General features: G+C 70.7%; 29 protein-coding genes. 17 read left to right on the top strand and 12 right to left on the bottom strand.

What is annotated here, in order from left to right; genetic code table 11:
- Nucleotides 1–18: 18 nt before the first annotated feature.
- Genes ACWEIJ_RS30010 through ACWEIJ_RS30000 form a run of 3 tightly spaced genes read right to left on the bottom strand, consistent with a single transcriptional unit; the run spans nt 19 to nt 2,976 of the window.
- The gene (locus ACWEIJ_RS30010) at nt 19–825 is read right to left on the bottom strand and encodes a sugar phosphate isomerase/epimerase family protein (RefSeq protein WP_449840773.1); all 807 of its coding nucleotides are present in this window, start codon (nt 823–825) and stop codon (nt 19–21) included.
- Entirely contained in the window at nt 807–1,841 is a 1,035-nt protein-coding gene (locus tag ACWEIJ_RS30005) for a dihydrodipicolinate synthase family protein (protein ID WP_449840595.1), read from the bottom strand. Before ACWEIJ_RS30005 ends, ACWEIJ_RS30010 begins: the two co-directional genes overlap by 19 nt.
- Nucleotides 1,834–2,976, bottom strand: a complete 1,143-nt coding sequence (locus ACWEIJ_RS30000; RefSeq protein WP_449840594.1) for a Gfo/Idh/MocA family protein — start codon at nt 2,974–2,976, stop codon at nt 1,834–1,836. Before ACWEIJ_RS30000 ends, ACWEIJ_RS30005 begins: the two co-directional genes overlap by 8 nt.
- A 122-nt stretch (nt 2,977–3,098) precedes the next feature.
- Between ACWEIJ_RS30000 and ACWEIJ_RS29995 the strand changes: the two genes are divergently transcribed.
- The 4 genes from ACWEIJ_RS29995 (at nt 3,099) to ACWEIJ_RS29980 (ending at nt 7,478) form a co-directional block, all read left to right on the top strand.
- Nucleotides 3,099–4,115, top strand: coding sequence for a LacI family DNA-binding transcriptional regulator (locus tag ACWEIJ_RS29995; protein ID WP_449840593.1), 1,017 nt, complete (start codon nt 3,099–3,101; stop codon nt 4,113–4,115).
- Nucleotides 4,116–4,223: 108 nt separating this feature from the next.
- A complete protein-coding gene (locus ACWEIJ_RS29990; protein ID WP_449840592.1) occupies nt 4,224–5,531 on the top strand; it encodes a hemolysin family protein in 1,308 nt (435 codons plus the stop codon).
- Nucleotides 5,528–6,553, top strand: coding sequence for a hemolysin family protein (locus ACWEIJ_RS29985; RefSeq protein WP_449840591.1), 1,026 nt, complete (start codon nt 5,528–5,530; stop codon nt 6,551–6,553). Before ACWEIJ_RS29990 ends, ACWEIJ_RS29985 begins: the two co-directional genes overlap by 4 nt.
- 58 nt (nt 6,554–6,611) lie before the next feature.
- A complete protein-coding gene (locus ACWEIJ_RS29980) occupies nt 6,612–7,478 on the top strand; it encodes an ornithine cyclodeaminase family protein (protein ID WP_449840590.1) in 867 nt (288 codons plus the stop codon).
- Here the strand turns inward: ACWEIJ_RS29980 and ACWEIJ_RS29975 are convergent.
- The gene (locus ACWEIJ_RS29975) at nt 7,452–7,793 is read right to left on the bottom strand and encodes a cupin domain-containing protein (protein ID WP_449840589.1); all 342 of its coding nucleotides are present in this window, start codon (nt 7,791–7,793) and stop codon (nt 7,452–7,454) included. The genes ACWEIJ_RS29980 and ACWEIJ_RS29975 overlap by 27 nt on opposite strands.
- Nucleotides 7,794–7,917: 124 nt before the next feature.
- Here ACWEIJ_RS29975 and ACWEIJ_RS29970 point away from each other — a divergent pair, with 124 nt between their 5' ends.
- Both ACWEIJ_RS29970 and ACWEIJ_RS29965 read left to right on the top strand, forming a co-directional pair.
- A complete protein-coding gene (locus ACWEIJ_RS29970; protein WP_449840588.1) occupies nt 7,918–8,514 on the top strand; it encodes a dihydrofolate reductase family protein in 597 nt (198 codons plus the stop codon).
- A complete protein-coding gene (locus ACWEIJ_RS29965) occupies nt 8,492–8,929 on the top strand; it encodes a hypothetical protein (RefSeq protein WP_449840587.1) in 438 nt (145 codons plus the stop codon). The genes ACWEIJ_RS29970 and ACWEIJ_RS29965 overlap by 23 nt, the downstream gene beginning before the upstream one ends.
- A gap of 4 nt (nt 8,930–8,933) precedes the next feature.
- Here ACWEIJ_RS29965 and ACWEIJ_RS29960 read toward each other — a convergent pair whose 3' ends face one another.
- The gene (locus tag ACWEIJ_RS29960; protein ID WP_449840586.1) at nt 8,934–10,391 is read right to left on the bottom strand and encodes a multicopper oxidase family protein; all 1,458 of its coding nucleotides are present in this window, start codon (nt 10,389–10,391) and stop codon (nt 8,934–8,936) included.
- Between the two features lie 135 nt (nt 10,392–10,526).
- Complete coding sequence (locus ACWEIJ_RS29955; RefSeq protein WP_449840585.1) at nt 10,527–11,183, bottom strand: SDR family oxidoreductase; 657 nt, start codon at nt 11,181–11,183, stop codon at nt 10,527–10,529.
- A gap of 79 nt (nt 11,184–11,262) precedes the next feature.
- Here ACWEIJ_RS29955 and ACWEIJ_RS29950 point away from each other — a divergent pair, with 79 nt between their 5' ends.
- Together ACWEIJ_RS29950 and ACWEIJ_RS29945 are read left to right on the top strand one after the other, a co-directional pair.
- Nucleotides 11,263–11,679, top strand: coding sequence for a winged helix-turn-helix transcriptional regulator (locus ACWEIJ_RS29950; RefSeq protein WP_449840584.1), 417 nt, complete (start codon nt 11,263–11,265; stop codon nt 11,677–11,679).
- 102 nt (nt 11,680–11,781) lie between these two features.
- On the top strand, nt 11,782–12,027 hold the full coding sequence (locus tag ACWEIJ_RS29945) for a hypothetical protein (protein WP_449840583.1): 246 nt from the start codon (nt 11,782–11,784) through the stop codon (nt 12,025–12,027).
- Here the strand turns inward: ACWEIJ_RS29945 and ACWEIJ_RS29940 are convergent.
- The 4 genes from ACWEIJ_RS29940 to ACWEIJ_RS29925 all read right to left on the bottom strand — a co-directional run bounded on the left by ACWEIJ_RS29940 (nt 12,002) and on the right by ACWEIJ_RS29925 (nt 16,229).
- Nucleotides 12,002–12,454, bottom strand: a complete 453-nt coding sequence (locus tag ACWEIJ_RS29940) for a DUF1801 domain-containing protein (RefSeq protein ID WP_449840582.1) — start codon at nt 12,452–12,454, stop codon at nt 12,002–12,004. The two genes, ACWEIJ_RS29945 and ACWEIJ_RS29940, sit on opposite strands and share 26 nt — an antisense overlap.
- A gap of 106 nt (nt 12,455–12,560) precedes the next feature.
- Nucleotides 12,561–13,514, bottom strand: a complete 954-nt coding sequence (locus tag ACWEIJ_RS29935; protein WP_449840772.1) for an IS481 family transposase — start codon at nt 13,512–13,514, stop codon at nt 12,561–12,563.
- A 121-nt stretch (nt 13,515–13,635) separates the two neighbouring features.
- Nucleotides 13,636–15,030, bottom strand: coding sequence for an FAD-dependent monooxygenase (locus ACWEIJ_RS29930; protein WP_449840581.1), 1,395 nt, complete (start codon nt 15,028–15,030; stop codon nt 13,636–13,638).
- On the bottom strand, nt 15,027–16,229 hold the full coding sequence (locus tag ACWEIJ_RS29925; RefSeq protein WP_449840580.1) for an Acg family FMN-binding oxidoreductase: 1,203 nt from the start codon (nt 16,227–16,229) through the stop codon (nt 15,027–15,029). Before ACWEIJ_RS29925 ends, ACWEIJ_RS29930 begins: the two co-directional genes overlap by 4 nt.
- Before the next feature lie 151 nt (nt 16,230–16,380).
- Here ACWEIJ_RS29925 and ACWEIJ_RS29920 point away from each other — a divergent pair, with 151 nt between their 5' ends.
- The 6 genes from ACWEIJ_RS29920 to ACWEIJ_RS29895 all read left to right on the top strand — a co-directional run bounded on the left by ACWEIJ_RS29920 (nt 16,381) and on the right by ACWEIJ_RS29895 (nt 22,925).
- Nucleotides 16,381–18,606 (top strand): LuxR C-terminal-related transcriptional regulator, encoded by a 2,226-nt coding sequence (locus tag ACWEIJ_RS29920; protein WP_449840579.1) that lies wholly within the window; start codon nt 16,381–16,383, stop codon nt 18,604–18,606.
- 68 nt (nt 18,607–18,674) lie between these two features.
- The gene (locus ACWEIJ_RS29915) at nt 18,675–18,893 is read left to right on the top strand and encodes a hypothetical protein (RefSeq protein WP_449840578.1); all 219 of its coding nucleotides are present in this window, start codon (nt 18,675–18,677) and stop codon (nt 18,891–18,893) included.
- Nucleotides 18,890–19,099 carry a hypothetical protein gene (locus ACWEIJ_RS29910; RefSeq protein ID WP_449840577.1) on the top strand — a complete coding sequence of 70 codons (210 nt, stop codon included), beginning with the start codon at nt 18,890–18,892 and terminating at the stop codon, nt 19,097–19,099. The genes ACWEIJ_RS29915 and ACWEIJ_RS29910 overlap by 4 nt, the downstream gene beginning before the upstream one ends.
- Nucleotides 19,100–19,162: 63 nt before the next feature.
- Nucleotides 19,163–19,978: a 3-methyladenine DNA glycosylase gene (locus ACWEIJ_RS29905; RefSeq protein ID WP_449840771.1), complete on the top strand. Its 816-nt coding sequence runs from the start codon at nt 19,163–19,165 to the stop codon at nt 19,976–19,978.
- A 63-nt stretch (nt 19,979–20,041) separates the two neighbouring features.
- On the top strand, nt 20,042–21,745 hold the full coding sequence (locus ACWEIJ_RS29900) for a substrate-binding domain-containing protein (RefSeq protein ID WP_449840576.1): 1,704 nt from the start codon (nt 20,042–20,044) through the stop codon (nt 21,743–21,745).
- Between the two features lie 37 nt (nt 21,746–21,782).
- Nucleotides 21,783–22,925, top strand: coding sequence for a glycosyltransferase (locus tag ACWEIJ_RS29895; RefSeq protein ID WP_449840575.1), 1,143 nt, complete (start codon nt 21,783–21,785; stop codon nt 22,923–22,925).
- Here the strand turns inward: ACWEIJ_RS29895 and ACWEIJ_RS29890 are convergent.
- Both ACWEIJ_RS29890 and ACWEIJ_RS29885 read right to left on the bottom strand, forming a co-directional pair.
- Nucleotides 22,912–23,724: an aldo/keto reductase gene (locus ACWEIJ_RS29890; RefSeq protein ID WP_449840574.1), complete on the bottom strand. Its 813-nt coding sequence runs from the start codon at nt 23,722–23,724 to the stop codon at nt 22,912–22,914. The two genes, ACWEIJ_RS29895 and ACWEIJ_RS29890, sit on opposite strands and share 14 nt — an antisense overlap.
- Nucleotides 23,712–24,683 carry a helix-turn-helix transcriptional regulator gene (locus ACWEIJ_RS29885; RefSeq protein ID WP_449840573.1) on the bottom strand — a complete coding sequence of 324 codons (972 nt, stop codon included), beginning with the start codon at nt 24,681–24,683 and terminating at the stop codon, nt 23,712–23,714. The genes ACWEIJ_RS29890 and ACWEIJ_RS29885 overlap by 13 nt, the downstream gene beginning before the upstream one ends.
- Nucleotides 24,684–24,732: 49 nt before the next feature.
- Between ACWEIJ_RS29885 and ACWEIJ_RS29880 the strand changes: the two genes are divergently transcribed.
- From ACWEIJ_RS29880 to ACWEIJ_RS29870, 3 genes are read left to right on the top strand one after another with little or no spacing between them, the layout of a single operon-like run.
- Entirely contained in the window at nt 24,733–25,110 is a 378-nt protein-coding gene (locus tag ACWEIJ_RS29880; protein ID WP_449840572.1) for a DUF3224 domain-containing protein, read from the top strand.
- Nucleotides 25,111–25,112: 2 nt separating this feature from the next.
- Complete coding sequence (locus ACWEIJ_RS29875; RefSeq protein ID WP_449840571.1) at nt 25,113–25,772, top strand: maleylpyruvate isomerase family mycothiol-dependent enzyme; 660 nt, start codon at nt 25,113–25,115, stop codon at nt 25,770–25,772.
- 12 nt (nt 25,773–25,784) lie between these two features.
- Nucleotides 25,785–25,967 (top strand): hypothetical protein, encoded by a 183-nt coding sequence (locus ACWEIJ_RS29870; RefSeq protein ID WP_449840570.1) that lies wholly within the window; start codon nt 25,785–25,787, stop codon nt 25,965–25,967.
- Nucleotides 25,968–25,979 lie beyond the last annotated feature (12 nt).

The following is a 25,979-nucleotide window of genomic DNA, read 5'->3' as shown; positions in this document are numbered from 1 at the left end:
CCGGCTTCCCCGCGTTGTCTACAGCGCCGGTTCCACAATGGCGTGGTACCTGCGTGACACCTCCGCGATCACCTCGTCGAAGTCCGCCGCCCAGATGTCGGCGTTGAAGATCTCCACCTCGACGTCCCCCGCATAGCCCGTCGCGGCAACGTGCCTGGTCAGGCGGTCGAGGTCGATGTCGCCGTCACCCGGATAACCCCGGCCCAGCAGCACGTCCGCCGGCACCGGCGTGAGCCAGTCGCACACCTGGTACGACACGATGCGCTCCCCCGCGCGCACGATCTGCGCGTCGAGATCCGGGTCCCACCACACGTGCAGCGCGTCCACGACGACACCGACCGACTCGTGTTCTTCCGCGATGTCGAGCGCCTGGGACAACGTCGACAGCACGCCGCGATCCGCGCAGAACACCGGGTGCATCGGTTCCAGTGCGAGCGTGACGCCCGCGGATCTCGCCTCAACGGACAGTTCCGCGATCGCGTCCGCGACGCGTTGACGTGCGCCGACGAGGTCCTTGTCGCCCGCCACCCCGCCGACGACCATGACCAGCGTGTCGGTGCGCAACGCCGCCGCTTCCTCGATCGCGCGCCGGTTGTCGTCCAGCGCGGCGCGGTTGTCGACCGCCGTCAGAAATCCGCCGCGGCACAACGACGACACCCGCAGGCCGGCGTCCGCGACGAGCTTCGCGGTGCGCTCCAGGCCGTGGTCCGCGACCGGTTCGCGCCACAGGCCGATGGACTCGATCCCGTGCCGAACGCAGCCCTCGACGGCTTCGGCGACCGTCGCGCGCTTGATCGTGGCCTGGTTCAGCGAGAGGCGAGCCACTGCTGCCACCGCCGTTCCGCGAACTCCGGTTCGATCACGCCCGCGATCTCCGCGAGCCGTTTCGCCTCGGCCAGGTGCTCGACGCTGCGCGCGGTCTCGAGGCCGTCGAGCAGCAGGAACCGGTCCTGGTGACCGGCCAGCCACGCCAGGAACACCACGCCGGTCTTGTAGAAGTAGGTCGGCGTGCTGAACAGATGGCGCGACAACGGCACCGTCGGCGCCATGATCCGGTGGAACTCGTCGGTGTCGCCCTCGGCGAGCTTGCGCAACGCCTTCGCGGCCACCGGGGCGATCGGGTCGAAGATGCCGAGCAGCGCGTCGCTGTGGCCTTCCGAGTCGCCCGCGATCAGCTCGGGGTAGTTGAAGTCGTCGCCGGTGTAGCAGCGGACCCCGGCCGGCAGCCGGCGGCGCAGGCCGATCTCGTGGTCGGCGTCGAGCAGCGACACCTTCACGCCGTCGACCTTGTCCGGGCGTTCGGCGATGATCGCGAGGAAGTTGTCGGTGGCCTCGTCGACGTCCGCGGCACCCCAGTAGCCCTCCAGCGCCGGGTCGAACGCGGTGCCGAGCCAGTGCAGGACCACCGGTTCGCTGACGTTGTCGAGCAGCGTCCCGTACACCTTCCGGTAGTCCTCCGGCCCGCGCGCGCACGCCGCGAGCTGACGTGAGCACATCAGCACGGGCTGCGCGCCCGCCTCCTGCACGACGTCGAGCTGCTCCAGGTACGCCTTGAGCACGTCGTCCAGGCCGATCTCACCGGTGAGGTGGTCGGTGGCCACGCCCGCGCAGATCCGGCCGGCCTTCTCGGCGGCGCTGCGGCGGATCAGCTCGGCCGCCGTCGGCCAGTCCAGGCCCATCCCGCGCTGCGCGGTGTCCATCGCCTCCGCGACGCCCAGGCCGTGCGACCACAGGTGGTGCCGGAACGCCAAAGTCGCGTCCCAGTCGACCGTGCGCTCGTCCTTCGCCACGACGTGTGCCGCGGCGAACACCACGCGGTCATGTTGATCTCGGCTAGACATTCTCGATCTCCACGCGCCGACCCTCCGAAGAGGACTGCAGACCGGCGGCGGCCAGCGCGACCCCCCGCGCGCCCGCGCGGAAGTCGTGCGGGAACGGCGTGCCCTGGTAGACGTGCCGCAGGAACTCCGCCCACTGCACCTTGAAGCCGTTGTCGAAGTCCTCGTTGTCCGGCACCTGCTGCCACTGGTCGCGGAACGGGTGCGTGACCGGCAGATCCGGGTTCCACACCGGTTTCGGCGTCACGGCGCGGGGCTGCACGAAGCACTCGCGCAGGCCGGCGACCGCGCTCCCCTCCGTGCCGTCCACTTGGAACTCGACGAGCTCGTCGCGGCGCACCCGCACGCACCACGACGAGTTGATCTGGGCGATGACTCCGTTCTCGATCTCGAAGATGCCGTACGCCGCGTCGTCCGCGGTCGCCGCGTACTCGTTGTTCTGCTCGTCCCAGCGCGTCGGGATGTGCGTGACCGCCTTCGCGGTGACGGCCTCGACGCGGCCGAAGAGGTTGTGCAGCAGGTAGCTCCAGTGGCAGAACATGTCCGAGACGATGCCGCCGCCGTCCTCGGCCCGGTAGTTCCAGCTCGGGCGCTGCGCGGGCTGCCAGTCGCCCTCGAAGACCCAGTAGCCGAACTCGCCGCGCACGCTGAGGATCCGGCCGAAGAAGCCGCCGTCGATCAACCGCTTGAGCTTGCGGATGCCGGGCAGGTACAGCTTGTCGGCGACCACACCGTGCCTGAGGCCCCTGTCGTCGGCGAGGCGGGCCAGCTGGAGTGCTTCCTCGACCGTTTCGGAGACCGGCTTCTCGGTGTAGACGTGCTTGCCCGCCTCCAGCGCCCTGGTGATCGACTCGACGTGCCTGGACGTCACCTGCGAGTCGAAGTAGATCTCGACCGACGGGTCGGCCAGCGCCGCGTCGAGGTCGGTGGTCCAGCGCGCGAGGTCGTGCCGTTCGGCGATCTCCTTGAGCTTGTCGGCGTTGCGCCCGACGAGCACCGGTTCGACCTTGATCACGGTCCCGTCCGGAAGCCGCACGCCCTCCTCGCGCAACGGGAGGAGGGACCGGACCAGGTGCTGGCGGTAACCCATCCGCCCGGTGACGCCGTTGACCGCCACGCCAATGGTCCGAACCGCCATCGCACCTCCCTGGTAGCAGCGCTGGAAAGCGCTTTCCCGCCACGCTAATCGCGGTACTTGACGGCCGTCAACCTCCTCGCGAGTTAGTCTCAGCGCTCACATGCACGTTGACGGAGGTGGTCGTGTCCGCACGACAGGTGACGCTCGCCGAGGTGGCCAGGCAGGCGGGTGTGTCGCTGGCGACCGCCTCGCGCGTGCTCAACGGCAGCACGCGACAGGTCAGCGAGGAGCTGAGCGACCGCGTCCTGCGCACCGCGGAGCAGCTCGGCTACGTGCCGAACGCGTCCGCGCAGGCGCTGGCCCGCAACTCCAGCTCGCTGGTCGGGCTGGTGGTCCACGACATCACCGACCCGTACTTCTCGTGCATCGCGGCGGGCGTCACGCGGGTGGCCGAGGAGGCCGGGCTCGTCGTCGTGCTCGGCACGACCGGTCGCCGTCCCGAGCGTGAGGTGGAGCTGCTGTCCACGTTGCGCGCGCACCGGGCGCGTGCGGTCGTTCTGGCCGGTTCACGCACCACTGACCGTGCGTCGCAGTCCCGGCTCGCGGCCGAGATCGAGGCCTTCACCGAGCAGGGCGGCCGGGTCGCGTGCGTGTCGCAGGCCAAGCTCGGCACCGACACGGTCGTGCCCGGCAACCGGGCGGGCGGCCGGGCGCTCGCGCGTGAGCTGACCGCACTCGGGCACAAGAAGTTCGCCGTGCTGGGTGGACCTTCCGACCTAGTGGTGGCGCGCGACCGGCTCGCCGGGTTCAAGGCGGGCCTCTCCGACGCCGGCGTCGCACCGCCGATGGTGATCAACGGCGCGTTCACGCGTGACGGCGGGTATGAGGCGGCGCTGGAGCTGCTGGCGTCGAAGTCCCGCGCCACCTGCGTGTTCGCCGTGACCGACGTGATGGCGATGGGCGCCATGGCCGCGCTGCGCGAACGCGGCGTGCGGGTGCCCGAGGACATGTCGATCGCCGGGTTCGACGACATCCCGACGCTGCGCGACACGGTGCCGGCGTTGTCGACCGTGCGGCTGCCGTTGGAGGAGATGGGCGAGATCGCCGCAGGTCTCGTGCTGGACGCGGGCGGTGACGAGGCCCGCACCGTCCGGGTGGCGGGCGAGGTGGTGCTCAGGGCCTCGACTGCTCACAATTAGACTCATCTGGCTGTTCACGTACTTAGTCACGAGGAGTTGAGCCGTCCCCATGGGGTCTGGCCCTGGCTGGCATAGCAATCCGGTCCCCCGCTCTGGTGGAGCGCGCCGGTGACCGGAGTCCTTCTCAGCGTGCTCGGTCTGCTCGCCGTCGTGGCGCTGACCGCGGGCACCTTCATCGCGGTGGCCGCGGAGTTCTCGCTGACCGCCCTGGAACGCAGCACGGTCGAGCGGCACGTCGCCGAGGTCGGTGACACGAAGGCGCGGACCATCGACCGCGCGCACCACACGTTGTCCTTCCAGCTCTCCGGCGCCCAGCTCGCGATCACGCTGACCACGCTGATCACCGGGTACATCGCGGAGCCCGCGATCGCCGCGCTGATCGAACCGGGACTCGCCGGTCTGGGCGTACCGCACGCGGTGGCCGCCGGGGTGTCGCTGGCGCTGGCGCTGGCGATCGCCACGGCGTTGTCGATGGTGTTCGGCGAGCTGGTCCCGAAGAACCTGGCGATCGCGAAGCCGCTGGAGACCGCGCGGCTGGTCGTCGGCATCCAGTCGGCGTTCTCCACGGTCTTCCGCTGGTTGATCAACTGGATGAACAACTCGGCGAACTGGCTGGTCCGGCGGCTGGGCGTGGAGCCGGTCGAGGAGCTGGCGTCCGCCAGGTCACCGGAGGAGCTGGGCGCGCTCGTCCGCACGTCCGCCGAGCACGGCACGCTGGACCAGGGCACCGCGGTGCTGCTGGACCGGTCGCTGCGGTTCGGCGACCGGACCGCGGGTGAGCTGATGACGCCGCGCGTGCGGGTGGAGGCGTTGCGGGCCGACGCGACGGTCGCGGACCTCGTGCGGAAGGCGCGGGAGACGGGCTTCTCCCGGTTCCCGGTGCACGACGGGTCGCTGGACGAGGTGCGCGGGATGGTGCACGTCAAGCAGGCGTTCGCCGTGCCCGCCGCACTGCGCGGGACGACTCCTCTCTCGGCTCTCACGCGGCCGGTGTACTCGGTGCCGGAGACGCTGGAGGGCGACGCGCTGCTGGACCGGTTGCGGGCCTCCGGCCTGCAGACCGCGCTGGTCGTCGACGAGTACGGCGGCACCGCCGGCATGGTGACGCTGGAGGACGTCGTCGAGGAGATCGTCGGCGACGTGCGCGACGAGCACGACCGGGGCGAGGCACCGCCGGTGCGGTCGCTGGGCAAGGGCAGCTGGCTCGTGTCGGGCCTGCTGCGCGACGACGAGGTGGCCGAGGCGACCGGGTTCCGCATGCCCGAGGGCGACTACGAGACGCTGGCCGGGCTGGTGCTGGCCAGGCTGGGGCGGATTCCCGACGTCGGCGACGAGATCCGCGTCGACGGCTGGAGGGTGACCGTGATGAGGATGGACCGCCATCGCGTGGCCGAGCTGCGGGTGGTGTCGTCGTGAACTTCCTCGTCGTCGTGCTGCTGCTGGCGGGCAACGCCTTCTTCGTCGGCGCCGAGTTCGCGGTGATCACCGCGCGGCGCGACCGGCTGGAGGCGTTGGCGGACAAGGGCTCCTCGCGCGCCCGTACCGCGATCAAGGCGTCGCAGCAGCTGCCGTTGCTGATCGCGGGCGCGCAGCTGGGCATCACGCTGTGCTCGCTGGGGCTGGGCGCCATTGCCGAACCCGCGCTGGCTTCCGTGCTGGAGGCACCCCTGGGTGCCGTTGGGCTGCCGTTGGCCGTGGTGCACGGTGTGGCGTTCGCGGCGGCGTTGGTCATCGTCGTCGCGTTGCACACGATCCTGGGCGAGATGGTGCCGAAGAACCTCGCCATCGCCGGTCCGGAGCGGGCCGCGGTGTGGCTGGTCCCCGTCCACTACGCGTTCTCGCGGATGATCGCGCCCGTGCTGGCCCTGTTCACCGCGGTGGGCCGGTGGGTGCTGCGCCGGGTCGGCGTCGAGCCCGTGGACGAGCTGGAGTCGGCCTACACGCCCGACGACCTGGCGTTGCTGATCGGCCAGTCCCGGTCCGAGGGGTTGCTGGAGGACTCCGAGCACCGCCGTCTCGCGCAGACCCTGTCGTCCGCCGAGCGCACCGTGGCGGACGTCCTGGTGCCCCTGGACCGGCTGACGACCGTGTCGGCCTCGCCGACCGTGGGCGAGATCGAGGCCGCCGTCGCCGCCACCGGGTTCTCGCGGTTCCCGGTGCTGTCCGAGGCAGGGCTGATCGGGTATCTGCACGTCAAGGACGTGCTGGACCTGGAGGGCGCGTCGACCCTGGTGCCGCGCGCTCGGGTGCGCGGGTTGCCCGAGGTGCCCGTGGACGCTCGTCTGGACGAGGCGCTGGCCGCGTTGCGTCGCGTGCAGTCGCACCTCGCGCGCGCGGTGTCCGCTGACGGTTCCGTGCGCGGTGTGGTGGCGTTGGAGGACCTGGTCGAGGAGTACGTGGGCACCGTGCGCGACGGCACGCACGTCCGCTGGGTGTAGTGGCCGTGGTTCGCGCTCGGCAGGGCACGCGTCCGGCCGGCAACGTCCCCTGCCGGCCGTGGCGATCGTGATCGGGGCGGGGGACGTCGAGGTCGACCTGCCCCGCCTCGCCGAGGAGCTGACCGTCGCACTCCGCGCCGGTCCCGCGGAGCCCGGCCACCGCGTGCGCGTCCCGGTGACCGCCGACGTCACGGCCATGATCCTGGTGCCGGGGCTGGCGCCGGGCATCCCGGCCTACACGGTGAAGGTGCACGCCAAGAACCCGAACCGCTCCCCAGCCATCACCGGTGTCATCTGCCTGCACGACCTGGCGACCGGCGACCTGCTGGCCCTGATCGACAGCGGTCCGCTGACCGCGCTGCGCACCGGCCTGGGCGGCGCACTGGGCGCCCACCTGCTGGCGAACCCCGGCGCCCGGACCGTGACGGTGATCGGCGCCGGCGCCCAGGGCCGCGCGCAGCTGGAGGCGCTCGCCGCGCTCCGGCCGATCGAGTCGGTGTGCGTGCGGGACACGAACCCCGCGGCGGCCGAGGCGTTCACGCCGTGGGCCGAGAGCCTCGGGATCACGGCCGGCCCCGAAGGCGAGATCGTGCTGATGGCCACGTGGTCGCGGGAGCCGGTGCTGCACGAGGTCCCGCCCGGCACCCACGTCACCAGTCTCGGCGCCGACGAGCCCGGCAAGACCGAGCTCGCCGCGGACCTGCTCGCCGAGGCGCTGGTCGTCGTGGACGACCCGGCGCTGGCGCACGTTCCGGCGGACACGACGATCGGAGCGGTCCTGCGCGGCGAGCATCCCGGACGGACCCGCGCGGACCAGGTCACCGTGTACAGCCCGGCCGGGTTGCCGATGCAGGACCTGGTGATCGCGTGGCACGTCTACCAGAACGCCTGCCGCCGGTCACCTGCCTCGGTCGACATCGGCTGAGCGGATCTCCAGCATCAGGCAGCCCGTTTCGGTCCGGTACGGACCGTGCGGCATGCCGGGGCGGCGGCTCGCGAAGTGGCCGGCGTGGAAGGTCTGGCCGAGCGTCAGGTCGGTGAGCTCGCCTTCCAGCAGGTAGACCTCCTCGTGGTAGTCGTGCCGGATCACCCCGGACGTCTCCAGGCCTGGTTCCCAGCGGGCGAGTCGGGTGAGGGTCGCGGTGTCCGGGTCGCGGCTGAGGACCCGTTCGGTGACGCCCGGATCGGCCGGGCGCCAGTCGAGCGAGTCGACCGGGAAGAACTCGTGCTGCTCGCGCATCCGCGGCCTCCGTTCGGCGGGATCGAGTCGCTGACCGGCCGAGTATGCGTGGCGACGTGTGTTGTCGATGTCCGTGTCTCCCGTTCGACGCACGGGCAACGGACGCACACGGGAGGCACACGAAATGGGCAAGATCTTCACGCAGGCCAGCACCTCGATCGACGGCTACGTCGCGGGCCCGGGCAACTCCGGCTTCGACGAGCTCTTCCGCTGGCTCCAGGAGGGTGACGTGGTGGTGCCGGCGCCGACGGGCACGATGACCTTCCACCTGACCCCGCCCAGCGCCGCGTACTTCACCGGCCTGATCCAGGCGACCGGCGCGCTCGTCGTGGGGCGCACGCTCTACGACATCACCAACGGCTGGGGCGGTCAGCACCCAATGGGCGTGCACACCGTCGTGCTCACGCACCGGCCGTTGGAGGACAACGAGCACTTCACGTTCTGCAGCGACGGCATCGAGAAGGCGATCGAGATCGCGCGGGCCAAGGCGGGCGACAAGGCCGTCGGCCTGAACGCGGGCGAGGTCGCGAGGCAGGCGATCGACGCCGGGCTGGTGGACGAGATCTTCCTCGACCTGGTGCCGGTGATCCTCGGCGCCGGCACGCCGTTCTTCGCGCCCGGCAAGGGTTACCGGCTGGAAGGGCCGGTCTCGGTCATCGAGGGCACCGCGGTGACGCACCTGCGGTACAAGGTGAGGTATGAGACTTCGGCAGCTGAGTGAGGCCGACGCGGAGGAGCTGCTGCGGGCCGTCACGGAGTCGCTCGCTCATCTGCGGCCATGGCAGTCGTGGGCGACCGACGACTTCGACGCCTCGGCCGTCGCCGAGTTCCTCGCCGAGTCCGCGCGGGGCTGGGCCGGCGGGACGCTGTTCAACCACGCCATCACCGTCGGCGGCGCGATCGTCGGCGTGGTCTCGGCGGACCGCACCGGCCGGAGGACCTCGTGGAGATCGGCTACTGGCTGCATCCCGCGCCGAGGTGGTCGGCTTCGCGTTCGCGCTCGACGGTGTGCGGCGCGTCCAGATCTGGCACGACGCGGCCAACACCGCGAGCGGTGGCGTGCCGCGGCGTTTCGGGTTCACCGAGATCGGCCGCCGCACGCCGCCGCGCCGGTGTGGACGTGGTCTGGGAGCTGAGGCGCTAGGGCACGATTTCGAGCTGCGCCATCATGCCGATCCACGAGTGTTCGAGGAAGTGGCAGTGGAAGACGTAGCGGCCCGTGTAGGGGCCGAAGGTCGCCTGCACCTTCACCGTGTCCCCCGCGACGATCGGGATCGTGTCCTTGAGGCCCGCGTCGCTGGGCAGGGGCGGGCCGCCGTTGCGCTCCAGCACCCGGAACTGGACCAGGTGCAGGTGGAAGTTGTGCTTGACGCCGGTCGGGTCGGAGCTCTTGATCAGCCAGGTCTCGGTGGCGTTGCGCTTGATCGTGAAGTCGACGCGGTCCATGTCGAAGACCTTGCCGTTGATCGTGCCGTCGGGGCGGTCGTTGGGCTTGAAGAGGAACGCCAGGTCGACCTCGCGGTCCACAGTGGACAGGGGCATGGCCGGCAGCGGGCGCAGGGTGGCCGGCAGGCGGCTCGGGTCGGAGGCGCGGCGCACCACGTCGAAGCGGAGGATCTCGCCCGCCACCGCGTCGGTCACGACGACCTTGGAACCGATCGGGTACTTCGAGAAGTCGATGACGATGTCGGAGCGCTCGGCCGAGGACAGGACGAGCTCGTCCAGTTCCAGCGTGCTGGGGAGCAGGCCGCCGTCGGAGCCGATGCGGGTGAACTTCTCACCGGCGATCTTGAGCTTGAAGACGCGCTGGTTGGCGGAGTTGATGAGGCGGAAGCGGTACTTGCGGGCGGCGACCTCGAAGTAGGGCTGCGGGACGCCGTTGGCGAGCACGACCGTGCGCTTGGTCGGGTCGTCGAAGACGACGATGTTGCCGCTGTCGTCGAACTGGATGTCGCGCAACAGGATCGGGATGTCGTACGCACCGGACGGCAGGTTGAGCGCGCGCTCGGAGTCGTCCTCGATGATGTAGGCGCCGTGCAGTCCTAAGTAGACGTGCGCGGCTTCGGTGCCGTGGCTGTGGTCGTGGTACCAGAGGGTCGTGCCCTGCTGGCTGTTCGGGTAGAGGTAGAGGCGGGTGGCGCCGGGCTCGACGACGTCCTTCGGGTGACCGTCGTGCTCGGGCGCCACGTGACCGCCGTGCAGGTGGACGTTGGCGGCCTCGTCCATCTTGTTGTGGACCATGACGAGGGTCTTGCGACCGGTCTTCGCCCTGATCGTCGGGCCGACGAACTGACCGCCGAAGCCCATGACCGGCGACCGCAGGCCGGGCAGGATCTCGGCGGTCGTGCGTTCGATCGAGAGCTGGTAGACCTCCTGCTTCGCCGTGGACACCAGCGGCCTGAGCACCGGCGCCACCGGCATCGGGCGTGTCCACGGCACTATTTCCGGTTTTGTGCCGGTGAAGGTCTTTGACTCCTGGAACGTGTGCACGGTGTGCCTCGGGTCTTCGTGACCCTCGGCCGGTGCGAGCAGCTGCGGCACGCCGAGCACCCCTGCCGCGAGACCTCCCGCGGCGAGCACGCCTCGTCTGTTGAGCATCGCTGTTCCCCTAAGCGCCCCAGGCGGATGCGTCGGTGAGAACGCTTCCGCGGCGGTGTGGATGCGGCGGAACCTACGCCGGGCACTCGGGGGTAACACCTAGTTCTCGAGACAGGCTCACATGTGCAGACCGTCTCAAGAGGCCAGTGCGGCCTTCACCGCACGAGTGGCGTCGTCGGCGAGCACCTCGTCATCACCATTCCGAATCGCTTGCACCACTTGGGACACGACGTCCTCCGGCGAGATCTTGGGGCCGTCCTGACCGGCCGCCATGTCCGTGTCGATGAAGCCGGCGTGCACCGCGATGACGTTGGTTCCCTGCTCCCGCAACGCTTCCCGCGTCGACCTGGTCAGCGACCACCCCGCGGCCTTGGACGCCGCGTAACCACGCCAGCCCGGAACACCGAGGAACGACACGATGCTGAGCACGTTCACAACCGCGCCGCCGCCATTGGCTTTCAGAATGGGCGCGAACGCGTCCGTCGTGCGGACGATTCCGAAGAAGTTGACCTCGAATTCTGCCTTGATGCTGTCAACGTCCTCGCCCCCGACGAGCACGCCGGCGTTGTTGATGACGATCGAGACGTCCCCGAGCTCCTCGGCCGCGGCCGCGACGGACGCGTCGTCGGTCACGTCCAGCTGAACCGGCACGACCCCTTCGTCCACAACGGACGCAGGGTTGCGCGCACCGGCGTAGACCTTCGCCCCGAGCTTCACGAACTCCCGCGCGAACGCACGGCCGAGCCCGCGATTGGCCCCGGTCACCAGCACCACCGCACCGTCGATGTCCACCGCTACCTCCTAGGTTGGATTTCCGGACTCACGTTAGCGAGCTAAGTTGGATTTGCCAACCCACTGCTAGGATGGTCACATGACCCCGCGAACCTGCTCCATGGCGAACGCCCTGGAGATCGTCGGCGAACGCTGGTCGCTGCTGGCGTTGCGCGAGGTGTTCGCCGGCAACACCCGCTTCGACCAGATCGCCGCGTACACCGGCGCCTCTCGTGACATCCTCGCCACCCGTCTGAAGAAGCTGGTCGCGTTCGGCGTGCTGGAGAAGCGCCAGTACTCCGACCACCCGCCGCGGTTCGAGTACCTGCTGACCGAGTCGGGGCGCGCACTCCACAACGTGATGCTGATGCTCAAGGAGTGGGGCGACACTTACGTGACCGAGGGTCCCCTCCCTCTCGTGTGGCAGCACTCTTGTGGCCATGTGCTGGAGCCACGCGTCGTGTGCGCCCACTGCGGCGAGGAAGCGACACCCGAATCGCTGACCCGCGCGCCGTAGCCGAGAAAGTCGGCGATCACCGCGTCGGACGACGAGGTACGCGCAAGGGCAAGCCGCGGAGGTTGCGCGGCGGTCGGCCCGGCACCGAGTAGGTTGATCGGCATGAGCGAGGACGACGAGGACGAGTTCGCCGAGGACGACGACTTCGAGGACGAGGAAGACGCCGACGACCTCTTCGCCGTCACGCCCGAACCGCGCACGGTGTGCCACCTGTGCGGGGGCGCGAGCTACATCGCGGCGCCCACGCTGGCGATCATCGGGGGTGCGCCGCGGACCGTGGACAACGGTCGCGAGTGCCCGCACTGCAACGGGGCGCGCACGTTCACCGGGTTGGTGCCGCCGCTCTGACGGCTCGGTGCCAGGCGAGGAAGTCCGGGACGGAGAGGCGGGCCACCTCGGCGCCGATGACGTCCAGGGCCAGGTCCTCGGCACGTTTGAAGCGGATGCAGGCCTTGCCCATGTCAAGCTTCTTGCCGGTGGCGAGGTAGCGCGTGCGGAACGACTCCTCGTCAGGGCCCACCACGGTGGTGAGGTAGACGGAGCAGTAGCGCTTCTGGGCGGCAAGGGCCACGTAGGCGAGAGGCTGCCTGTTGTACGTCGGACCGCTCACCTGCAACGGGACGTGCCAGGTGATCATTCCCCACAGCATGCCCTCGACGTAGCCGTCGGGAAGGTGGGCGAGGACGACGTCGCGCACGGTGCTGACCTCGGGGCGCTGGTCGTCGGGCAGTCCGGCGAGGTACTCGGCGACCGTGGCGGCTTTGCTCTGCACCATGCGCCCACAGTAGTCGCGGCGGCCCCGTACCGGTCGTAGTCGCCCGGTACGAGGCCGAGCACTAGCTGTACTGCCCTGAGAGGTTCGGAACGCGGCTGGCGGGTGGCTAGCCTTTGAGTGCGGTGTGACCGCGGTGGTGATTGTAGGTGTGCAGCCACCGCGGGAACGCCTCGCGGCGTTCGGTCTCGGTGCGGTAGGGGCGGGCGTAGGCCCATTCGTCGAGCAGGGTGCGGTTGAAGCGTTCGACCTTGCCGTTGGTCTGGGGCCGGTAGGGGCGGGTGCGTTTGTGGGTGATCCCGGCGGCGGCGAGGGTGTCGCGCCAGAGCCGGGAGCGGTAGCAGGCCCCGTTGTCGGTGAGCACCCGCTCGACGGTGATCCCGTTGGCGTGGAAGAAGGTCTGTGCTCGCTGCCAGAACGCGGCGGCGGTTTCCTTGGTCTCGTCGGGCAGGATTTCGCTGTAGGCCAGGCGGGAGTGGTCGTCCACGGCGTTGTGCAGGTAGCTGTAGCCGAGGTTGGGGCGGCCGCCGATCTTGCGGGGACGGTTCGGGTCGCGGTGCGCGGAGCTGTTGCGCTGACCGGCCTGCCTGCCGTGGATCTTGTGGCCTCCGCCGTCGGGGATGTTGCCCAGCTTCTTGATGTCGACATGGACGAGCTCGCCCGGTGTGGCGCGTTCGTAGCGGCGCACCGGCTGCCCGGTCGCGCGATCCACGTGGCGGAGCCGGGCCAGGCCGTAGCGGGCCAGGACCCGGTGCACGGTCGAGGGCACCAGTCCCAGCAGGTAGGCGATCCGTGCCGGCCCCCACCGTCGTGCCAGCCGGACCTTGATGATGCGCCGCTCGATACGGGTCGGGGTCCGGCGCGGGCTCGACCACGGGCGTGAGGATCGGTCGGCCATGCCCGCCACGCCGAACTGGCGGTAGCGGTCGGCCCAGCGTTGCGCGGTGCTGACCGAGACCTGGAACCGTTCGGCGGCCCGTCGTAGTGGCCAGCCGTCCTCGACGACACACCGGGCCAGGCGCAGCCTGCCCAGCTCGGTCAGCGGTGCGTTAGCGTGAGTAATCGAGGGCCTCCTGGCTAGCCGGTGCAGATGTCGCAATCCACACCGAACCCGGAGGCCCTCCCTCATACCAAGATCATCCGACTATGTGTCGGACCGTTCGCAACCTCTGTGGTCAGTACAACTAGCGGGTCAGACCGTGTTCCCGCAGGGCGGCGGCGAGGGTCGACGCGTCACCCCGCCAGGCGACGTGGGCGTCCGGCCGGACCAGCGTCCACGGCGTGGCCGCGTCGGCTGGGGCGGCCAGCGTCACGCGGTCGTGCGCGCCGTCGATCGCGGGTTTGGCCTCGTCGGGCGCCACCAGGACGAACTTGCCGTCGCGCAGCGCCTCGTAAAGGCGCGAGTCCTGCAGCGGGACGTCCTGCGCCCTCGGTGCGCCGGGGTAGTCGATGCCGATGCCGGAGATGGTGCCCGCGGCCTTGCGCGCCACGGGTGGCAGGCGCAGTGCCGCTGCGCCGAGCACGTCGCGGGCGAACCGGCCGGCGCGGGAGCGGATCATGGCCGCCCGGATGATGGCGCCGCTGCTGCGCAGGACGAGTGCGCCGACCGGGTGCCGTTCGGTCTCGTAGGTGTCGAGAAGGCGGTCCGGTGCCTGGCCGCGGGCGACGGCCGCGAGCTTCCAGCCGAGGTTGGCGGCGTCCTGCAGGCCGGTGTTCATGCCCTGGCCGCCGGCCGGCGAGTGCACGTGCGCCGCGTCGCCCGCCAGGAACACGCGGCCCGAGCGGTAGTGCGGGACCTGGCGTTCGTCGCTGTGGAAGCGGGACGTCCAGCGCGCTTCCTTCAGGCCGAAGTCGGTGCCCAGCGCACGGCGGGTGACGGCGCGGATCTCGTCCAGCGTCACCGGCGCGGTGTCGGGGACCTGGTGGCGGCGGTCCCACGCGAAGATCCGGTGCCAGCCGTCGCCGAACGGTGCCACGAACGCGAACGCGTCACCGACCGCGTTGACCGCGAGCACGTCCTCGGGGGCCTGGGACAGCCGCACGTCCGCGAGCATGATCGACGTGAGCACCGACTTCCCCGGGAACGGCAGGCCCAGCGCTTCCCGCACCACGCTGTGCACACCGTCGGCGCCCACCACGTGGTCCGCGCGGAGAACGGCACCGTCGACGGTCAGGTCGACCCCGTCCGCGTCCTGGCTCAGGGCCGTGACCTCCGCGCCGCGCACGATGCGGGCGCCGGCCGCCTTCGCCCGCTCCTCCAGCAGCCGCTCCACGTGGTACTGCGGAGTGATCAGCAGGAACGGGAACCTCGACGGGAGCAGGGCCAGGTCGATCTGGACCCGTTCGAACAGGCGCAGCCGCCGGACCGGCGCACCGGTGGCGATGAGCTCGTCGGCCAGGCCGCGGGCGTCGAGGTGCTCCAGGGTGCGGGCGTGCACGCCGAACGCGCGGGTCAGGTTGGACTCCGCGCCACGTCGTTCGAGCACGGTCACGTCGACACCGGCGTGCGCGAGGTCGCCGGCGAGCAGCAGGCCGGTGGGTCCGGCACCGACGATCGCGACGGTGGTGTGGTCGGTCATCTGGTCATCACGTCCTTCAGGCTGCGGCGCGGGCTGAGGCCCGGCGTGCGTTCGGGGTGGCCGAGGCGGAACGACACCAGGCCGGTGGAGGCGGGGCGGCCGAGCAGGGCGGCCCAGCGGGCGGAGAAGACGTCGGTGTTCCCGGCCGCGTGGTCGCGGTCGATGCGTTCGGTGATCTGGTTCATGTGGTGGAAGCCGAGGCCGAGCGCGGTCGCGGTGAGGTGCAGGCGGGCCAGCAGCCGCCCGCCGTTGACCTGGGCGAAGCGGTCGGTGACGTCGTCAACGGTGATCACGCCGTACGCGGCGGCGGTGGCGGTGTGCACGTCGCGGGTGGCCTTGACCCAGAACGCGTCACCGTCGGTGCGCGACTGGGCCGGCAGGACCTTCGCGGCGAGCAGGGTCAGCCCGCCGAGCCCCTGACCGTCGAGCGTGAGCCCGTCGCGGTGCCGGTCGATGTCGCCGCGGTCGTTGCGGAACCAGGCGAAGGCCTCCTCCGACTGGGCGGTGTCCGCGGTGATGCCCTCGGTGGCCTCGACGTAGAGCGCGCCCAGCCGGTCCCGCGCCGCGCGGCCGGTGATCCACTGCACGCCCGCTCCCGCGATCCGGGAGCCCTGCTCGGCGAAACCGCTCAGGTCGACGGGCAGGTCGCGGTACGGGCCGCGGTTGGTGTGTCTTCGCGGGATCGCGTCGGCCAGCTCCCGGTCGAGACCTGAACCGCCGGACCTGAGCACGAGCCGGGCGACGTGGTCGGATCCGGTGCCGTCCGGGAACAGGGTGACGGCCGGGGTGTACCCGGCTGGTCCTGCGGCGATCACCATGTTCTCGACGGCGCAGCCGAGCCCGGCGAAGTGCTCGCGGCCGCTCGCGTCGTTCAGCGGCATCCGGCGGCCGGGGTCGGCGTGGAGGTCGATCACGTCGCCGGTGACGGCGAACCGCCAGGCCTGGGTGTTGTGCGGGTTGCAGGCGAGGACGCCCGCCGCGACCACGCGGTCGACGCCGGACATCGCCTGCCAGTCGTGCCAGAGTTCGTACGGATCGCCTGATCCCGCGGTGAACGCGCCGTTGGTGCCGGCCCGGACGGTGCCCGCTCCCACGCCCGCGGCGGCGACGGCGCCGAGTCCGAGGCCGGTCATCTTCAGCACGGACCGGCGGCTCACGTTCGCTCCTCGGGGATCGGTGTCGACAGTGCTGGTGGCCATTGCGCTCTCCTGTTCGCCCGGCCTGATGTGGTGACGACGATCGCGGCGAACGGGGTGCCCGCACACCACCCACGACCCGATGTACCCGGGGTGGTCCTGCTGGCAGACTGACCGCGACAGCGCGGCGCCGGGCCGCCCCGCCGGGAGCGTCATGACACTCGACAGGCCGTTGCTCGCGGTGAAGCACCTGGTCCCGCCGTCCCGCGCGGGCGTGGTGCCGCGCGAGCGCCTGCTGCGCGTGCTGCGCCAGGCCGAAACCCGGCTGACCCTGGTGGTGGCGCCGGCCGGCTGGGGCAAGACCAGCCTGCTGAGCCGATGGGCCGCCGATCCGGAGGAGAACCGGCGCATCGCGTGGGTCTCTCTCGACGAGAGCGACGACGAACCGGTGCGGTTCTGGCGGTACGTGCTGACGGCGTTGCACGGCGCCAGTGGTGAGATCAGCGCCGATCCGTTGCAGGCGCTGGACGGGGTGGGCCTCGCCGCGGTCGACCTGGCGCTGCCGATGGTGCTGAACGAGCTCGCGGCGACCGACGTGCGGCACGTCCTGGTGCTCGACGACTACCACGTGCTGACCGATCCGCGGATCCACGAGGCCGTCGAGTACCTGGTGACGTACCTGCCCGCCTCGCTGCGGCTGGTCGTCGCCGGTCGCGCCGATCCGCCGTTGCCGGTCGCCCGGCTGCGTGCCCGCGGTGAGCTGACGGAGCTGCGCGCGGCCCAGCTGGGGTTCCGGCCCGACGAGGCCGCGGCCCTGGTGGCGGAGGTGTCCGGCCACGACCTCGGCCAGGAGGTGGCGGCGGCCGTGTGGGAACGCACCGAGGGATGGGCCGCCGGGCTGCAGCTGGCGGCGCTCGCGTTGCGCGCCGACCCGGCGAAGCTCGACGCCGACGACCGGCACCTGCTCGACTACTTCGCCACCGAGGTGCTGCCCGGCCTCGCCCCGAGGCAACGCGACCTGCTCGTGCGCTGCGCGCCGCTGGAACGGCTTTCCGGCCCGCTGTGCGACGCGGTGCTGCAGGTGGACGGGTCGGCCGAGGTGCTCGACGACCTGGTGCGGGCGGATCTGTTCGTCGCCGCGCTGGACGGTGACCGGCAGTGGTACCGGTGCCATCACCTGCTGCGCGAGGCCCTGGCCCGCGATGGCGCCGCCGGTCACCGCGAGGTGCTCGACCGCGCCGCGACCTGGTTCGCCGGCCACGGCCGGATCGACGACGCGGTCCGCCACCTGCAGCGCGCCGGTCGTGATGGCGCCGCCGCGGAGCTGATGGCGAGCAACGCGTGGACGTGGTTCTTCGAGCGCGGCGCGGCCACGACGTTCCTGCGGCTCGGCGAGGAGATGACCGCCGGCTCGGTGGGTCCGCAACTGGCCTACTCGCTGGCCTTCGCGGCGGCGCTGTGCGGTGACCAGGCCGGGGTGAACCGCTGGCTGGACGTCTGCGACGCGAGGGCCACCCCGGACACCGCCCTGCCGGGCTGGCACAGCTTCCGCGGTGCCGTGCTCACCCTCCGGGCCGGCTTCGGTCTGCCGGACGCCGAGGCCGCGCGGTCCGTCGTCCTGGCACGACAGGCGCTCGAACTGGAGACCGGTGGCGGAGAGCCCGCGCATCCGCACGTGCCCGCGACCCTCGGTGGCGTGCTCGCCCGCGACGGCCGGTTCGAGGAGGCCGCGGACGTGCTCCTCGACGCCTGGGAGCAGCGCCACCACGAGTTCTGGCGGCCGTGGACGCTGATCGCGCTGGCCGGCACGCTGGCGATCAGCCTCGTCGAGGCCGGCCGGGACGAAGCGTGCGACCGGGTGCTGCGCGAGGCCGGTCCGATGGCGGAAGCCGTCGAACGCGACGGCCGCGAGGCGAGCGTGCCGGGCCTGGCCGCGTTGCGGATCGCCGCCGGACGGCGCGGCCACCTGAGCGGAGACGCCGGCACGGCCGCCGTCCGGTTGCGCCGCGCGGTCGCCCTGGCGGAACTCCACCCGCGGCCGACGACGCTGTTCCTCGGGCTGCTGTACCTCGCGGAGGCCGAACACGCGCGCGGCGACGAGCAGGCGGCCCGCGCGGCGCTGGTGCGGGCCAGGGAGGTCGTGGAGGAGGAACCGGTGAGCGGCTACCCGGCCGCGCGCCTCGACCAGGCCGAAGCGCGGCTCGGCCGGGTGGGGAGCCGGACCGCCGTGCGCTCGGGTGCGCTCGTGGAGGAGCTGACCGACCGCGAGCTCTCGATCCTGCGGGCGTTGCGGGGAACGGCGACGCGGCGGGAGATCGGGTCGGCGTTGTTCCTGTCGATCAACACGGTCAAGGCGTACAACAAGAGCCTCTACCGCAAGCTCGGCGTCGCCTCCCGGCAGGACGCCGTCGCGGTCGGCCGCGACCTCGGCCTGATCTGAGACCACCCCGGGGTGCTCTCGCCACCGGGTGGTGCGCGGGCACCCGCCTGACCGGTTCGCTGCACGCCATGACCAACACCCGTCACGAGCTGCGGTTCCGCCCACCGCTCGCGCAGCACCTCCTGGACGTGATCCGGACCCGGTTCGGCCAGGTGCCGGAGGCCGGCGCGGACGGCACGGTGCTGATCGTGGAGAACCTCGACCAGGCATCGATCCGCGCGCTGCTCACCCTGCTCTGGGACACCGGCCACGAGGTGCTCGCCTTCGAGGAGGTGGACGGCAGATGAGCTTGTGGCGCGTCCCTGCCATCGCGGTGCTCACCACCGCGCTGCTCACCGCGTTGTCGATCGTGCTCGACACCGGTGGCGAACGCTCCCGCGACCTCGCGCTGCTCGTCGGGGCGCTGACGTTCTACCTCGTCGCACCCGCCACCGTGATCTGCGTCGTGGTCGCGACCGTCGTCGAGATCCGTCGCCGCCGACGCGTACGGTAATCGCTCGTGGAGGTCCTGACCCGAGCCCAATGGCACGAGCTGCGCGACGCGCACGTGGCGCGCATGCGGCGGTTCACCGGGCCGCATCAGGAGCGGAAGCTTCGCAAGGAGAAGCACCCGGTGATGGACTTCCTCTTCACGTACTACAGCCATCGGCCCGTGCGGCTCGAACGGTGGCATCCGGGGCCGGGTGTCGTGCTTGAGGACGCGGCCGAGTACCTGGAGTTTCCGCACTACAAGGCCACGCCGGACGGTGTCGCGCTCGACGTCGAGAGCTTCCTCCAGCAGCGCGCCAAGACCGTGGAGTTCGTCCAGGCGCTGCTCACCGCGACGCTGAGCAGGCCGGCGCGGCTCGGGTGCTTCGGGCTGCACGAATGGGCGATGGTCTACCGGCAGCAGCCCGAGGAGGTCCGGCACAACGCGTGGCCGTTGCGGCTGGGCAGTGACGGCACCGATCGGGTGGTCGAGGCGAGCCGGATCCAGTGCGGGCACTTCGACGCGTTCCGGTTCTTCACGCAGCCCGCGCGGCCTCGCAACACCCTCCAGCCCACGCGCGAGGAGCAGATCGCGAACGAGCAGCCGGGGTGCCTGCACGCGAACATGGACCTGTTCAAATGGGCCTACAAGATGGAGCCCGCGACACCGTCGGACCTGGTCGCGGACTGCTTCGAACTGGCAGCTGACGTGCGCGAACTCGACATGCAGGCCTCCCCGTACGACCTGGCGGGGCTCGGGTACGGGCCGGTGCCGATCGAGACCCCCGAGGGGCGCGCGGAGTACGTGCGCAGGCAGGCGGCGTTCGCCGAGCGGGCACAGCCGTTGCGAGAACGGCTCGTGTTCGTATGCCAGTCGATACTTGGAGTGACTTCACTTCGCTGACAAAGTTCACCTGTTAGCGTGATTGGTGGACGTCGGGGGCCGCTGAGTAGTTGTGAGGGATCGATGTCTCGACACCGCGCGCTGCGGGCGAAGGTGCGGCGCGGGATCGCCAAGTGGCCCGTGCTCATCGTCGTGTTCGTCGTGCTGATCGGCCTCGGCTGGCTCGCCCTGTCGTGGGCCGGCGGGGTGCTCGAACGGCGCTCCCAGGCTCTCGCGCAGAACTGCAGCGAGGGCGACTCGGTGCTGCGGGTCGCCGCCACGCCCAGCGTTGCGGAGTCGGTCGCGGACGTTGCGCGCGCGTACAGCGCGACACGGCCCGTTGTGTACGACCACTGCATCGCGATCGAGGTGACGTCCCTGGACTCCTCCGCGGTGCTCGAAGGCCTGACGACGACCTGGGACGAGGCGAAGCTCGGCAAGCGCCCGCACGCGTGGCTGCCCGACTCGACGCTGTGGGCGAACCGGCTGACCGCGCTCAACGCGAAGCTCGTCGGCGCGGCGCCGAAGTCCGTCGGCACCTCGCCGGTGCTGCTCGCCGCACCCGAGGCGGCCGCACCGGTGCTCAAGGACTTCCGCTGGTCGGACATGCCCGACGTGACGGACTGGACCAGGTTCGGCCAGTCCTGGGGACGGTTCAGCGTCGCGATGCCCGACCCGGCCACGAACACGGCCTCCGCACTCGCGATCCAGGCGGCGCTGGCCGGCGGCAAGGGCCCCGTGACGGCGGAGTCGCTCGCGTCCGAGGCCGCGAAGGCGAAGCTGTCGAAGCTCGCGGCCACGGTGCCGCCGGAGGTGCCGGCCACCACGCGCGACGCGTTGGGACGCCTCGGCGACAGCGCGACGGTCAACGCGGCGGGCTTCTCCGTCACACCGGTGTCCGAAGTGGACCTGTTCAAGCACAACACCGGCAAGGACGCGCCGTCCAAACCCCTCGTCGGCGTGCTGCCCGCCGGCCCCGCGCCCGTGGCGGACTTCCCGTACGTGGCACTGGGAGGTTCCGAGGTCGGTGAGGCGGAACAGCGTGCGGCACAGGCGTTCCGCGAGTTCATGACCCAGCCCGCGCAGCAGAAGATCCTGGCGAAGGGCGGCCTGCGCGTCGAGTCCACTCAGGACCGTCCGTCGCCCTCCCCCGGCGTTTCCTGGGCGCCCGTAACGGAGAACCTCGTCGCCGCCGACGCCGTGACGACCCAGCAGATCTCCTCGGCCTGGGCGTCGGCGGACCGCGGCGGCCAGGTCGTGACGGTGCTGACGGACGTGTCGACGTCCATGAAACCCCGGCTGGACAAGGTGAAGTCCGCGCTGCGCGGCCAGGTCGACAGATCGGTGTCCGGGTCGTTCGGGCTCTGGGAGTTCGCCCGCGACCTGGACGGCACCAAGCCCTACAAGCAGCTCGTCGCGACCGCGCCTGTCACGGAGAAGCGCGAGGCGTTGCGCAGGTCGATCGACGGCCTCAAGACGGCGGAGGGCTCGCAGCTCTACAGCGCGCTGGCGGCCTGCTACGAGAGCGCGCACGACGGCTTCGTGGCCGGGCGGGTCAACCGCGTCGTGGTGATCACCGACGGGAAGTCGGACGGCGGGATCGACCTGGCGGCGTTGAAGTCCCAGCTGCACGGGACGGCCCTGGCGATCAGTTTCATCGCCATCGGCGGTGAGGTGGACAAGGGCGCGTTGACGGACATCGCGCAGACCACCGGTGGATCGGTTTCCGTGGTGGAGAACGACGGGATCGAAGCGGCGCTCGGCCAGGTGCTGTCGACGAAGGCCTGACGGGAACCGAGCCGCGACGTCGGCCGTTCTGTCCGGCATGGGGGAACAACGGATCCTGGTCGCATCACTGCCGTTCGCCGGGCACGTGGGCGCGATGGCGGCGGTGTCCAACGAGCTCGTCAAGCGCGGCCACCACGTCGTGGCCTACACGGGCGCGAAGTACCGGCACCGGTTCGAGGGCGCCGAGCACCTGCCGTGGAAGCACGCGCCGGACTTCGACGACGCCGAGCTCAACAAGGTGTTCCCAGCCGTCGGTGACGGCAAGGGCATGCGGGCGAACTTCGCCAACGTCCGCGACGTGCTGGTCGGAACCGGTGCGGCACAGGCGAAGGACGTGCTGGAGGCCGAGTTCGACCTGGTCGTCACGGACCACCTGGCGTTCGGGGCCGCGATGGCCGCCGAGATCAGGAACGTGCCCCAGGTGACGGTCGCGGTGACGCCGCTGGTCGTCAGCAGGCCACTCGCCAGGGTGGTGTCGCGGCTGATCGTCGACGGGATGTTCAACCGCATGCGCGCGGAGGTGGGCCTGAAGCCTCAATCCGGCGGGCTGGAGGCCTTCTACTCGCCGGAACTCGTGCTGGCGCAAGGAGTTCGCGAGCTGGAGACCGTGCGCGTGCCTGAGCAGGTCGAGTTCGTCGGACGGTTGATCAGTCCTGCCACGCGGAACGACCTGCCCGAGTGGTGGTCGGAGCTCGACGGCCGGACAGTGGTTCACGTGACGCAGGGCACGCTGGAGACCGGCGCCGATGACCTGCTCAAGCCCGCGATCGAGGCGCTCGCTGGGCACGACGCGCTGGTGGTGGCCACGACCGGGGGTGCGCCGGTCGACGCGTTGGGAACGTTGCCGGGCAATGTGCGCGCGGCCGAGTTCATCCCCCACGACCTGCTCCTGCCGCGCACCGACGCAATGATCACCAACGGCGGGTGGGGCGGGGTGCTGGCGGCGCTGGAGGCGGGCGTGCCGATGGTCGTCGTGCCGGGCGAGCTCGACAAGGCCCAGGTGGCGAGAAGAGTGGCACGGGCAGGAGCCGGAATCGTCCGCAGGACACCGAGGAACCTGCGGCAAGCGGTCGATCAGGTGCTGTCGGAGCCGCGCCACGGCGTCCGTGAGCTGGGCCGGAAGATCACGGCGGCCGGTGGCGCGGCCAGGGCTGCGGATCTGGTCCTCAGGCGGCGTTGAACCGATCGGGGTCCGGGCCGGTGCGGGTGCCGTTGTCGAGCTCGGCGATCACGGTCATGTCGTCGGGAGCCAGCTCGAAGTCGAAGATGTCGATGTTCTCCTTGATCCGGTAGGGCGTGACGGACTTCGGGATCACGACGTTGCCGAGCTGGACGTGCCAGCGCAGCACGATCTGGGCCGGGGTCTTGGCGTACTTCTCGGCCAGGCCGGTGATCTCCATGCGGCCCAGCAGCGCGCCCTGGGCCAGTGGCGACCAAGCCTCGGTGACGATCTTGTGCGCGCTGTGGAGCTTGCGCATCTCCGTCTGCTGCAGCCACGGGTGCAGCTCGATCTGGTTCACCGCGGGGACCGTCGGGAACTCGTCGAGCAGCCGTTGCAGGTGGTGCGGCTGGAAGTTCGACACGCCGATCGCGCGCACCCTGCCGTCGGCGTAGAGCTGCTCCAACGCGCGCCACGTCTCCGCGTACAGGTCGCGGGACGGGACGGGCCAGTGGATGAGGTAGAGGTCGAGCACGTCGCGGCGCAGGCGGCGCAGGCTCTCGTCGAACGCGCGCAGCGTCGAGTCGTAGCCCTGATCGGAGTTCCACAGCTTGGTCGTGATGAACAGGTCGGGGACGCCGGCGATCGCGTCGCCGACGCCGGACTCGTTGCGGTAGGCGGCGGCCGTGTCGATGCTGCGGTAGCCGGCTTCGATCGCGGTCGTCACCGCACCGGCCACCTGGTCCTCCGGCACCTGGAAGACGCCGAAGCCCAGTTGAGGGATCCGTACTCCGTTGTTCAACGAGATCATCGGAACCATGCGCGTAGCTTCGCACCGTTGTAGAGGTCCTGCATCGCCTTGATTGTCTCGATCAGTTCGTGTCTCAGCTCGACTGGCGCGACCACCTCCACGTCGGCACCGAATTTCAGCAGGTCAGCGACCGCGTGCCGGGTCGACTCGGTGGGAAAGCCGAATTCCTCGCCCGGTTGCGGGGACGTTTCGCGGATGACTCGGGCCTGATGACCGCTGAGCAGGTACTGGCTCTTGTCGAGGCCTGCCCGGGTCATGCGGACCGTGATGCGCTCGCCGTACATGCGGGCCTCGAACTGCTCCGACCACTCCGCCCAGTACCGCGCCAGGTCGAAGTCGCGCGGCCGCTCGAAGGTGTCCGGAGTGGACTGAAGAGCCAGCACGCGCGACACGCGGTAGGTGCGGCCGCTGCCGACGAAGTACCAGGTGCCCGCCTTCAGCACGAGCCCGTACGGGTCGACCTCGCGCTGCACGGCCTGACCGCCCCAGCGCTCGTAGGTCATCCGCACCCGGCGCTGCTCCCAGACGGCGTCGGCGATCGTCGCGAGGTGCTCGGTGGGCTGGTCGCCGCGGAACCACGTCGGGGTGTCGAGGTGGAAGCGCTGGCGGATCTGCTCCGCGCGCGTCCGCAGCTCGGTCGGCAGCGCGGCGAGGAGCTTGAGCTGGGCCGCCGCGGCGAACTCCTTGAGCCCCAGCTCCTCGGCCGGGCCCGGCAGGCCGGCGAGGAACAGCGACTGGGCCTCCGCGCCGGTCAGCCCGGTCAGGCGGGTGCGGTAGCCGTCGATCAGCCGGTAGCCGCCGCTGGGGCCGCGGTCGGCGTAGACGGGGATGCCGGCGGCGCTCAGCGACTCGACGTCGCGGTAGATCGTGCGCGGCGAGACCTCCAGCTCGGCCGCCAGTTCGTCGGCCGTCATCCGGCCCCTCGACTGCAGCAGCAGGAGCACCTGGATGAGCCGGCTGGATTTCATGCCGTAAACCTGACACGAACTGTCAGTTTCTGCCAGCAGAGTGGTTCTCATGAAGGCAACCGGAAGCATCGAAGTGAAGAGCTGGGACGAGAACACCTGGGACGGCCGTTCCTACAAGGAGGTCGAGGGCCGCAAGCTCACCGAGGCGCACGTCTCGTTCTCGTACGCGGGCGACGTCAGCGGCGTCTCGCAGTGCCGCTACCTCATGTACTACAGCGACGACGTGGCCTGGACGACCGCGCTGGAGGAGATCGCGGCCGACGACGGCACGCTGGTGCTGCGGCACGTCGGCGCCTACCGGACCGGTGTCGAGGCCGTCATCGAGATCGTCGACGGCACCGGCAAGTACGCGGGCGCGAAAGGTGCGGCCACCGTCGACTGGGCGGAGGATGGCAGCGGTACCTACACCCTGGAGTACGAGGTCTGATCATGACCAACGCCCCCGTCTACGACGCGGCCCGCCAACGGATCACCTCGCTCGTTGAGGGCCGTGACCCGCAGACACCCGTCGCGGCGACACCGGGCTGGTCGGTCAAGGACGTGGTGGCGCACCTCGCCGGCGGTCTGCGCGACTTCGTGGACCGCCGGTTCGACGGTGTCGAGACCGGCGAGTGGGGCGAACGGCAGGTGCGCGACCGCCGGGACAACTCGCTGGACGACGCCTTCGCGGAGTGGGACGCGAACCGGGAGCTGGCGGCGCCGTTGTTCGACACGCCCATGGGGTCCGTGCTGATCGCCGAGATCGTGCAGCACGAGCACGACCTCCGCGCCGCGCTGGGCGTGCCAGGCGACCGGGACGGCGTCGCGGTGCGGTCGGCGCTCACGAAACCGTTGCAGCAGCTCGATCAGCGGATGCGGGAGAACGGGGTGCCGGCACTGCGGATCGTGCTGGAGCACGGCGACCGCGTGCTCGGGCACGGTGAGCCGGCCGGGACGTTGCGCACGACGTCGTTCGAGCTGATGCGGGCCATCGGCGGACGGCGGTCGGTGGACCAGATCAAGGCGCTGGACTGGGACGGTGACCCGGACACATGGATCGCCGCCCTCGCGCTGTTCGGACGGCACCGGCCAGAGCCGTTCTGCGAGTGAGACGATCTCGCCGTGTCAGAGGACCAGATCTGCCAGCGCTGCGGCGAACCCGTCGACCTCGGCCAGGAGGACTTCGAGCTGTTCGAGCGCATGCACCCCGAGTGCTTCCACTACGCGTTCGAGCACGACCTCACCAAGCCGGGGCTGCGCGAGGACGAGGACTGCGGCGACCCCGCCTGCCCGTCAGCGGGGTGAGATCAGCGGTAT

This window comes from Lentzea sp. NPDC004789, from assembly GCF_053601075.1.
This window is presented reverse-complemented; position numbering and strand designations above follow the sequence as displayed.